6 protein-coding genes, 1 other RNA gene and 1 pseudogene are annotated in these 10,365 nt (G+C 43.1%); 6 read left to right on the top strand and 2 right to left on the bottom strand.

Annotation, left to right across the window (positions count from 1 at the left end; genetic code table 11):
• Window positions 1–571: 571 nt before the first annotated feature.
• Window positions 572–3,010, bottom strand: a complete 2,439-nt coding sequence (locus LW728_RS19795; RefSeq protein WP_287767822.1) for a glycosyltransferase family 39 protein — start codon at window positions 3,008–3,010, stop codon at window positions 572–574.
• A 137-nt stretch (window positions 3,011–3,147) separates the two neighbouring features.
• Between LW728_RS19795 and zds the strand changes: the two genes are divergently transcribed.
• The 6 genes from zds (at window position 3,148) to LW728_RS19825 (ending at window position 10,216) form a co-directional block, all read left to right on the top strand.
• Window positions 3,148–4,608, top strand: a complete 1,461-nt coding sequence (zds, locus tag LW728_RS19800; protein ID WP_002800446.1) for a 9,9'-di-cis-zeta-carotene desaturase — start codon at window positions 3,148–3,150, stop codon at window positions 4,606–4,608.
• A gap of 229 nt (window positions 4,609–4,837) precedes the next feature.
• Window positions 4,838–5,533 carry an aldehyde oxygenase (deformylating) gene (locus LW728_RS19805; protein WP_002739386.1) on the top strand — a complete coding sequence of 232 codons (696 nt, stop codon included), beginning with the start codon at window positions 4,838–4,840 and terminating at the stop codon, window positions 5,531–5,533.
• Window positions 5,534–5,681: 148 nt separating this feature from the next.
• Window positions 5,682–6,701 (top strand): long-chain acyl-[acyl-carrier-protein] reductase, encoded by a 1,020-nt coding sequence (locus LW728_RS19810; RefSeq protein WP_002800448.1) that lies wholly within the window; start codon window positions 5,682–5,684, stop codon window positions 6,699–6,701.
• A gap of 914 nt (window positions 6,702–7,615) precedes the next feature.
• Complete coding sequence (locus LW728_RS19815) at window positions 7,616–8,752, top strand: DUF58 domain-containing protein (RefSeq protein ID WP_287767825.1); 1,137 nt, start codon at window positions 7,616–7,618, stop codon at window positions 8,750–8,752.
• 86 nt (window positions 8,753–8,838) lie between these two features.
• Window positions 8,839–8,935: signal recognition particle sRNA small type (gene ffs / locus LW728_RS19820), an RNA gene on the top strand.
• A 9-nt stretch (window positions 8,936–8,944) separates the two neighbouring features.
• Complete coding sequence (locus LW728_RS19825) at window positions 8,945–10,216, top strand: MFS transporter (protein WP_002800450.1); 1,272 nt, start codon at window positions 8,945–8,947, stop codon at window positions 10,214–10,216.
• Window positions 10,217–10,252: 36 nt separating this feature from the next.
• Here the strand turns inward: LW728_RS19825 and LW728_RS19830 are convergent.
• A pseudogene (locus LW728_RS19830) lies at window positions 10,253–10,365 on the bottom strand (DUF3782 domain-containing protein); the annotation flags it as partial.

The raw sequence follows: 10,365 nt of genomic DNA on the forward strand, positions 1-10,365 counted from the left end.
TTGCTGAAAAAGTTTGTTGATGGGGTTAGGAGTCAGGATTCGGCTTTTTTCTCCCCTCTCCCCTCTCTACAATAATTACTCGCAACCAGAAATACCTTGGGTTCCTATCATACTTTGTGCTTTTTGTCAAAAAAACTTTTTTTTTGCAATAAAACTACATAAAAAAAAGATCATCGTTGTGGGTGAAATTGACTAATTTACCCGTCTTAATTAGGATCACCTTCTAGGTGTGGCAAGGGTTTCAACCATTGCTGCCCAAAAAAGCATAGAATATCCCATTATGAAATTCTATCAAATCGCTGTAACTAGCATAACGTCGTTGTTAAATAAAAATCTTTCTCAATTAATTCTTAAGAATTTATAAATATTGCGGAATGTTAATTTAAATATTCTCAAGTTTTTGCAGTCAATAAATAACTTTTGCTTATCTTTGTCGGAAAATATAACTCCTGCAAAAATCCCACATCTACCATGGGGTTAGGATTCAAGATTGAGGAGACAGAAGACAGCTTTTTTCTCCCCTCTCCCACTTCCTAATTCATAATTCATAATTCATAATTCCCACTCTATTTTAATTTGACTGCCATAATTGCCAAGCTTTAACGAGATTTCCCCCCATCAAGGCAGCCACTGCATTTAAAGTCTTAATTTCCTCACTATCGGGATTTAATTGTCTAGCTTTATCTAAGACTTTTTGGGCTGCTTGCGGTTGCCAATCGTAGAGATAAATAAACCCTTGATAAGCATAATGATAGGGATTATGGGGGTCAATTTTAATCATTTCCTCCGTGGCTTTTATTGCCCCTGCCACATCCTGTTGTAGTACCTTAGAAATTGCTAATCCGTAGGCTAAAGATAACTTATCGGGGGGATTTTGTTGCTGTAAACGATAGGAAAAAGCCTTGTCTGCTTGCAGCACATAATCCTGAATCGAATCGTATTGATTGATACGATTATTTAACTCAAAAATTGGCTCAATACCCGTTAATCCTTGACCAATATTAGCAGACTTTAAGCGCAATTGGGTCACTAAATCTAATTGGGGCGTTGCTAACTTGGGAACTTGAGGATCGATGGTAATTTGAGCGTTAGTTTTAATCGGATAGGTTTCGCCAGTTTCCCGATTGAGATAAACAGCAGATAAGCGATAAACTCCGGGGGTTGCTGCCGACTGCATGGCGGTTTTTTCAGTGACTTCAAAACCCTTTTGTTGCTCTTCTGGAGTTAATTTTTCTGCCATTAATCCCCCCATAGCTATACCGTGATCGTGCATCCAATAATCCTTACCGTCCACTTCTTGCCAGTTTAAAATCACTATCCCTGACTTTAATTGTTGCCAGTCTCCTGCCCATTTATAAACCACGGGAATGGCTTGATTAGGAGAAGCTTTTTCGGTAATGGCAATCTCTCTTAATTCCACCCGTTTTGGCGCATTTTCAAGGGGGTTAACCGTGACAGAAGGATATATTTTTCGGTGTAGGGACAGGGTGCTATCATCCGGTAGCTGCCAAGTTTTCTCCACTTGGAAATCTGGCCCAGTGGCGACTCGATTAACAATTTTTTTCTGGACATTGGGGACGGAACCCTGTTCACCAGTTTTAGTTAAAAACCAATCTAAAGAATTGACATCCTTTTCGATATCTTCTTCCCGAACTCCCACCTGTCTGCCGGCAACCTGGGAATTATGTTTACCACCGTAGAAAGAGAAAGTATGTTGATTTAATTCGGGGGTGGAAGGTAAAACCCCTAGGGTGCTGCGAAGATAGGGAGAATCGGCTAGAATCTCTTTAACTACTTCTTCGTGCTGCCAGCCAGTTTTTAAATAGGGATGGTGTTGTAATTTGGGACTGAAAACGTTAGTAATTATATCTCCCCCCAAGGGGAATAAATTTAAGCTGGTGAGGATAGCGGCAATAGTTATCGTTCCCCAACGGATACTGGGGGCAAAACGACCGCGCCAAGATAATAAACCAACGGATAAAATTAAGGATAAAGTCGGTAAAAGCGGCAAAATATAACGAGCATCTTTATTGATGTTGAGGGATGATAATAGGTATCCCCCCAGCAGAAAAACTCCTAACCAAATCCACACAGGACGATTAACCTTATCTTCGGTTTTTCTATGGCGTAAGGAGATTAATAATCCCACCACGGGAACTAATAACAATACCCAAGAAAGAAAATAGGGTAAAACTTGGGCGTAAAATGTCCAGGCATCTGGACTGGTAAGAGGCGGATCTCCCTCCAAAATCGCCGAATCTACCGTGGCACGTTTGCCCGCGGTTAACATTAATAACCAATTCGTCCGATACCAGGGAAACATTAACCATGCTGCCGTTAAAAAACTGAGCATTAATTGCGCTAGATTGCCCCAACGTTTTCGCCGGAGATTTTCGCCCAATACCCACAAAATCGGTAAAAAGAGGAAAAATAGGGCGGTTTGTTTGACTAACATCCCTAAACCGCAAGCAATCCCCACAGCGATCGCTTTTAGCCAGCCTTGACCACTAAATCGCCACCATGTCAAGCAAAAGTAAGAAAACGTTACAATTGCCGCTAAGGGAAAATCTAAGAGATATTCGAGGCGATAATAGTATAAACCGGGTAGAAATTGACAGATTAAGACCGCCCATAAAGCCACAGTCCCATTAAAGAGGATAATTCCCAATCCGTACACAGAAAAGAGCAGTAGGGCGCTATAGATAGCCATTACCCACATACCCGCGTCAACGCTAATACCAAAGAGATTAAAGAAGGGAATCGTTAAAAGATAGGTTAAAGGGGGAATTTTTGGCGACATTAGCCATAAACCGCGCCACCAATCCCCATCAAACCAGCGCGGATTTTGGAAAGCTTGGCTATAGATAATCCCACCGTTGAGATAATCGGCCTGATCCCAAGCGGGAATAGTATGATCGAGACTAAACCAGAATCTATCGACTAATATCCCCAATATCCATATAATACTGACAATAATTAATCCCTGTCTCCTATCTAGCGATCGCTTCAAAATGACTTCTCCCTAGTGCAACTCTCAATTATTTTGCCACGCCCTCAAGCGACCCTGAAAAAATCGCCAGCAAGAAACACCAGACCGATCGGGGTAAAATAAAGATTTAGTGAAAAATTGTAACAGGAACTTGACAAATGCGAGTGGTGATCGTTGGTGCGGGATTAGCGGGAATGGCAACAGCTATCGATCTGGTCGATGCGGGCTGTACAGTAGAAATCTTAGAATCTCGTCCCTTTGTCGGTGGAAAAGTCGGTAGTTGGGTAGATACGGACGGTAATCACATCGAGATGGGCTTGCACGTCTTTTTCGGTTGTTACTATAATCTTTTTGAGTTAATGAAAAAAGTGGGCGCTTTTCAATCCCTACTACTCAAAGAACACACCCACACTTTTATTAACGAAGGGGGAAAAATCGGCGAATTAGACTTTCGTTTCGTCGCAGGTGCGCCTTTTAACGGTTTAAAAGCCTTTTTTACCTCCTCCCAACTCTCAGCAGCCGATAAAATCTTTAATTCTCTGGCCTTAGGTACCAGTCCCATCGTCCGCGGTCTGATAGACTTTCAAGGAGCGATGAAAACGATTCGGGATCTAGACTCGATTAGTTTTGCCGATTGGTTTCGTAGCCATGGCGGTAATGACGGCAGTTTAAAAAAAATGTGGAATCCGATCGCCTATGCCTTAGGATTTATCGATACGGAAAATATCTCGGCCCGTTGTATGCTGACGATTTTCCAATTTTTTGCCGCTAAAACCGAAGCTTCCGTCCTGCGGATGTTGGAAGGTTCCCCCCACGAATACCTACATAAACCGATTATTAACTATCTGGAGGCACGGGGCGCCAAAATCTCTACCCGTCGTCAGGTGCGGGAAATTCTCTATTCTGGAGAGGGCGAAAATCTGCAAGTTAATGGCCTGATCGTCGCTAACGGAGAAACCACAGAAACTATCACCGCAGATGCCTACGTTTGCGCTGGTGATGTCCCCGGTATTCAGCGTCTCATTCCCCAAGATTGGCGAAAAATGCCGATTTTTGACAATATTTTCCGACTAGAAGCCGTCCCCGTCGCTACGGTACAATTGCGTTTTGACGGTTGGGTGACGGAGTTAAATGATGCCGAAAAACGCCGACAACTGCAAAAAGCGGTGGGAATTGACAATCTTTTGTACACCCACCAAGCGGATTTCTCCTGTTTTGCAGATCTTGCTCTCACCAGTCCTAGGGATTATTATCGCCCCGGAGAAGGCTCTTTATTACAGTTAGTTTTAACCCCCGGGGATCCTTTTATTAAAACTAAAAATGAAGATATTGCCCAGCACGTTTTAGCGCAAGTCCATCAGTTATTTCCCTCCTCGCGGGAGTTAAAGATGACTTGGTTTAGTGTGGTGAAATTGGCCCAGAGTCTCTATCGGGAAGCACCGGGGATGGATGTCTATCGTCCCTCGCAAGCGACTCCTATCCCTAACTTTTTCCTGGCTGGTAGTTATACCCAACAGGATTACATTGATAGCATGGAAGGGGCCACTTTATCGGGTAAACAGGCAGCCAGGGCCATCTTACAACAGGCCGAGCGCCGGAAATCTTTAGCCACGGTTTGAGCAAACAGCCGGCAATCTCGTCTGTTAAGAAGGGGTTGCCTCTAAACTTGTTTTCGGTGGCAAAAGATAACCGCTATAGCTAACTTGGCAAGTCAGCCTCTCAAGCCAAGCTATACAAAAAAGACCGATCGAGCTAGACTCGTAAAAAGATCACTCCATCTAGAAGGCTTACCCTAGACTGGAAAGAACGTCGGAAAAATCTCGTCAGAAATAGGAGTCAATCGAGTTTATGCCAGAGCTTGCTGTACCATTAGAGCTTGATTTCACCAGCGAAACCTATAAATCAGCCTATAGTCGCATTAATGCCATCGTTATTGAAGGAGAATACGAGGCCAATAGCAATTATATTCAATTAGCAGACATCCTCACCGATAACAAAGAAGAGTTACACCGTCTGGCAAAAATGGAAAACCGTCACATGAAAGGTTTTCAAGCTTGCGGCCAAAATTTGCAAATCACTCCTGATATGGATTATGCCAGAGAATTCTTTTCCTCTCTGCACGATAACTTCCAAATTGCCTACGCAGAAGGTAAAGTTGTCACCTGTTTATTAATCCAATCTTTGATTATCGAAGCTTTTGCGATCGCTGCCTATAATATTTATATTCCTGTTGCTGATCCTTTTGCGCGTAAAATTACTGAAAGCGTAGTTAAAGACGAATATTTACATCTCAATTTTGGCGAAGAATGGCTAAAAGCTAACTTTGAAACCGCTAAAGAGGAACTAGAAGCAGCAAATCGCGCTAATCTTCCCATTGTCTGGAGAATGCTCAATCAAGTCGAGGATGATGCTCGCGTCCTCGCTATGGAAAAAGAGGCCCTCGTGGAAGACTTTATGATTAGCTACGGGGAAGCTTTAAGCAATATTGGTTTCAGCACCCGTGATATCATGCGAATGTCTGCCTACGGATTAACTGCTGTCTAAAGCTTGAGCGTCTAGATTTCTTTTTTTCGCCGGGCTGCCGCTCAACACAGAGCGGCACTTTTGTGTATTATATTTAAGAGTCTTAACGATTTCTTAGCAATATCCTAATTTTTATCTAGTGCCATCTAGTCTAACGAAAGAACAATCAATGTTTGGTCTTATAGGTCATCTTACCAGTTTAGAACACGCCCAATCGGTCGCCGACGATCTAGGTTATCCTGAATATGCTAACCAGGGATTAGATTTTTGGTGTGCGGCCCCCCCACAAATTGTCGATGATTTTCATGTCACCAGCATCACGGGGCAAACCATCAGAGGAAAATATATCGAATCCTGTTTTTTACCGGAGATGTTGTCGAATCGTTGGGTGAAGTCTGCTATTCGTAAGGTGCTAAATGCCATGGCACTCGCTCAAAAAAGTGATATCAATATCACCGCACTCGGCGGTTTTTCTTCAATTATTTTCGAGGAATTTAATCTCAAAGATAATCGACAGGTGCGCAATATCGAGCTAGATTTTGGCCGTTTTACCACCGGTAACACCCACACCGCTTACGTCATCTGCACTCAGGTGGAAACCCTCGCTGAAAAAATGGGCGTTGATTTAGCTCAATCTACCGTCGTGGTTTGTGGGGCCACCGGAGATATCGGCAGCGCCGTTTGTCGTTGGTTAAATGAAAAAACCAATACAAAAGAACTAATATGTGTGGCACGCAATCAAGAGCGTTTACAATCTCTGCAAGAGGAGTTAGGACGCGGTAAAATTCTTCCCCTAGAGGAGGCTTTACCCCTGGCTGATATCATTGTTTGGGTGGCTAGTCTGCCTAAAGGGGTGGAAATTGATCCGGATAAACTCAAGCGCCCCTGTCTTATTATTGATGGTGGTTATCCGAAAAATTTAGGCACGGTGTTAAATGCCCCCGATATTTCGGTGATTAAGGGCGGCATTGTCGAGCATTCCCTCGATATTGACTGGAAAATTATGAAAATCGTTAATATGGATATTCCCTCTCGTCAAATGTTTGCCTGTTTTGCTGAGGCGATTTTATTGGAGTTGGAGGGTTGGCAAACTAATTTTTCCTGGGGACGCAATCAAATTACCGTCCCTAAAATGGAACAAATCGGCGCAGCTTCCCGCAAACACGGTTTTCAACCTTTGTTATTTTAATTCATACCCCCAACCCCCCACGGAATTAGAAGTTTCAGGCGAAAAATAATTAGAGTAAGTGCTTGACTTTAGCGGCGGCTTGGGTTATGCTTGTTTAATAATGGGATGTTTGTGTTTATCGGCAACTGCTCAGATTCCGATTATGAATAAACTCTTTTAAAAATATTATCCCAAAATCTGCCCACAAAAGCAAGCAAAATTTTGCCATCAATTGTTAAGTTTTGTTAAGAAAAAGTCCTAAGAGTGGCAAGGAAGAGAACTCCCTGAACAGATCAGTCCGATCTCCTTGATAGTTTCTCAAGGGTTTTGGGGGAATTATAGAGATGTGGGCCTGATTTTTAGCGCGTTCCCAGGTTCTACCTGAATACTACTTTAAGGCAGAGCCTTCGACTCATTGTTCGCTTAATTTTTTAAGGGAAGGGTTTTAAAATTGCTGTAACCTTTATCCTGTATGCTTTTTAGCGAATAAAGTAAGCAGAAAAGTGCCGAAAATGCGATCGCCAATTGACTCGCTCAAACCCCGATCAATTCGTTAACTTCCAAATGGTCTTTTTGTACTAATAAATATTTGAACTCTGAAAAATTAATTATGCAAGAAATCTAATAATAATTAGGAATGAGTGCTTGACTTTAGCGGCGGCTTGGGTTATGCTTGTTTCATAATGGGATGTTTGTGTTTATTTCTGACTGCTTAGATTCCAATTATGAATAAACTCTTTCAAAAATATTATCCCAAAATCTGCCCACAAAAGCAAGCAAAATTTTGCCATCAATTGTTAAGTTTTGTTAAGAAAAATAACAATAGTGACAAGGGATAGGACTCCCTTCGCTGATCAGAGGGATTTTGGGGTAATTCTAGAAGTGTGGGCCTGATTTTTAGCCTTCCAGCAAAGACGACAAAACCACTAAACCCTATGAAAACTTGGTTAGAAGATCGCGGTATTTTACCCGCTTACGGTGGGGGGGTAATCATTGGCATTACCCTCTGTTTTTTCGGAGCGGCGACCAATACCATGGCGGGATGGTTGTATGCTATCTGTGGCACGACGATCGCTGTTTTAATTTTATCAATAATTCTACCGCGTCGTTCCCTTCTTCCCCTAAAAGTGCGTCGTCTTGCCATTGTACCCGTGAGTGCGGGGGACGATCTTAGTATAAGCCTAGAGATAGAAAATACCAGCAATCAGCCGATAAATCTGCTAGAAGTGACAGATATGCTGCCAATTGTCCTCAATCAGCCAAAAATAACCCCAATAGAAGCGATTGCCCCCAAAAGTTGCCATCGTTTGACCTATTATTTACCCACCAGTAAACGGGGTATTTATCACTGGCAAGAAGTACAATTAAGAACAGCAGCCCCTCTCGGTTTATTTTGGTGTCGTCGTTGTCAGCAAGCAGCGGCTAAAGCTTTAGTTTATCCCCAAATTTTACCCTTACAACAATGTCCCCTAATCGATTCCCTCGGTCAAGAGATGGAACAAAAATTAGAAAATAATCGCTATTATCAAAGGGCTAGTCAAGGACTTACGCGTAACCTGAGACAATATCGCCAGGGTGATTCTACCCGTTTAATTCACTGGAAAACTAGCGCCCGTTTGGGAGAATTTCAAATTCGGGAATTAGAAGTGTTAACGGGAGGACAGGAAGTGATTATCTGTCTCGATACCCTCTGTGATTGGCAAGAAGACAGTTTTGAACGGGCGATTATTGCCGCTGCTTCCCTCTATTTTTATGCCCATCGTCGGCAATTAAATGTGAAACTCTGGACCGGTGAAACGGGTTTAATTCAAGGGGAAAGGGTCATTTTAGAGACTTTAGCTGGTATAGAGGCAAAAGCTCGTCAAAAAAACGCCAATCTGCCTAATTTACCGCTAATTTGGTTGACAAGTAACTTCAATTCCATCGAACAACTCACCCCCGGCAGCCGTTGGTTATTTTTCCTGGCTGCCGATTCTGGGGAGAGTCCTTCACCCTTAATCCGACAGTTTAGCGGATTGGCGATCGAAGCGGAAACTTCTCTACAACAACAATTACAAAAACCCCCTCGTTGAGAAAATTTCTGTTCACAGTCTAGATTGAGAGGAAATTCTCTGGAAAAAAATGCCAGTATCCCGGAAAAAGATGTTATGATAGAAAAGACTCGGACTCATGCGATCGCAACGCCTTAACCTTGTCAGGACCGGAAGGTAGCAGCAATACGGGATGCTTGTGACTGGCGTGATCTCCGGGTCTTTTTGTTGCCTGTGACGGTCGCTGTTGTGAACGCTTTCAAAACTTTTCGATCGCTTACTGCCGAAACTCGTCGTCAACTACTCATTCTCTTCGTCACGGCGCTGTTTTTCTGGATAAGTATCACCACTCTCCTCCCCACTCTCCCCATCTATATTGACTCCCTAGGCGGTAGCAAACAAGATATCGGTTTTGTCATGGGGGCTTTTGCCATCGGTTTAATTTTATCGCGCAGTTGGTTAGGCAATCTAGTTGATCGCCGCAGTCGCAAATTAGTGGTTTTATTTGGAACTATTGTCGCCGCTACTGCACCCCTCGGTTATCTATTTTTTCGCGATCTTTCCTCTTTATTCGTCGTCCGTGCCTACCATGGCCTCAGTATCGCCGCTTTTACCACCGGTTACAGTACCCTAGTGGTGGATTTTTCCCCCGTTCGTCAACGGGGAGAGATAATTGGTTATATGAGCTTAACTGCACCCATAGGCATGGGAATCGGTCCAGCTTTAGGCAGTTATCTCTACAAATCGATCGGTTATGACGGTTTATTTCTAGTTTCCGCCACTTCGGGAGCGATCGCCTTTCTCCTGAGTTTCTCCATTCAAGAACTGGACTTCAAGAAAAAATTAGCCGAAATGAAGGCAGAAAATCCGACAATTGAGCGCAGTTTTTGGGCATTATGTCAAGAGCGAGCTTTTTTAGTCCCCACCTTAGTTTTTCTGCTGGTTGGTACTTTATTCGGCGGTTTAGTCGCTTTTTTACCCCTGTTTCTCCTCGAAAATCAGATCCCTTTCAGTGCCGGTCTATTCTACAGTTGTGCGGCAGTATCGGGGGTAATCGGACGGATTTTGTCGGGAGGAGCCAGTGATCGCTATGGACGGGGTTTATTCATCACTATTAGCGTTTTTTGCTATGGTTTATCCATGTTGGTTCTATCTTCTGCTCGATCTCCTTCCGCTTTAATTTTAGCCGCTATTCTCGAAGGTACGGGAGGGGGGATTTTATTCCCTATGTTACTGGCTTTAATCTCCGATCGCTCTGGGCCCCAAGAACGCGGCCGGGCCTATTCTATCTGTATCGGCGGTTTTGATGTGGGAACAGCCTTAGCAGGTCCAATTCTGGGGGTTTTAGCAATTTCCTACAAAACTATGTTTAGTTTATCGTCAGGATTGGCTGTTATCGCTCTCTTTCTCTTTTTTACTCTTTCTAACCCCACTATAAGCCATTCTTTTCTCTTCGCTTTCGGTTTAGAAAAAGATCGTTATGCTCTGCGCGGACAATTACAATAAAGCTTACTGAAAAAGTTTTTCCTAGTACAGGGTTATTTAATAGGTTTGAGGTTGAAAATTATCGGGAATATCTAATTCAAATACTTGGTCATGAATCTGAGCCACATAAAGCCCTTCTTGCAGAATTTTTTCGCGTAATTCTGGGGATA

Origin of the sequence: Microcystis sp. 49638_E5 (genome assembly GCF_021300285.1) — a bacterium.
In the GTDB taxonomy this organism is placed as follows: Bacteria; Cyanobacteriota; Cyanobacteriia; order Cyanobacteriales; family Microcystaceae; genus Microcystis; species Microcystis aeruginosa_C.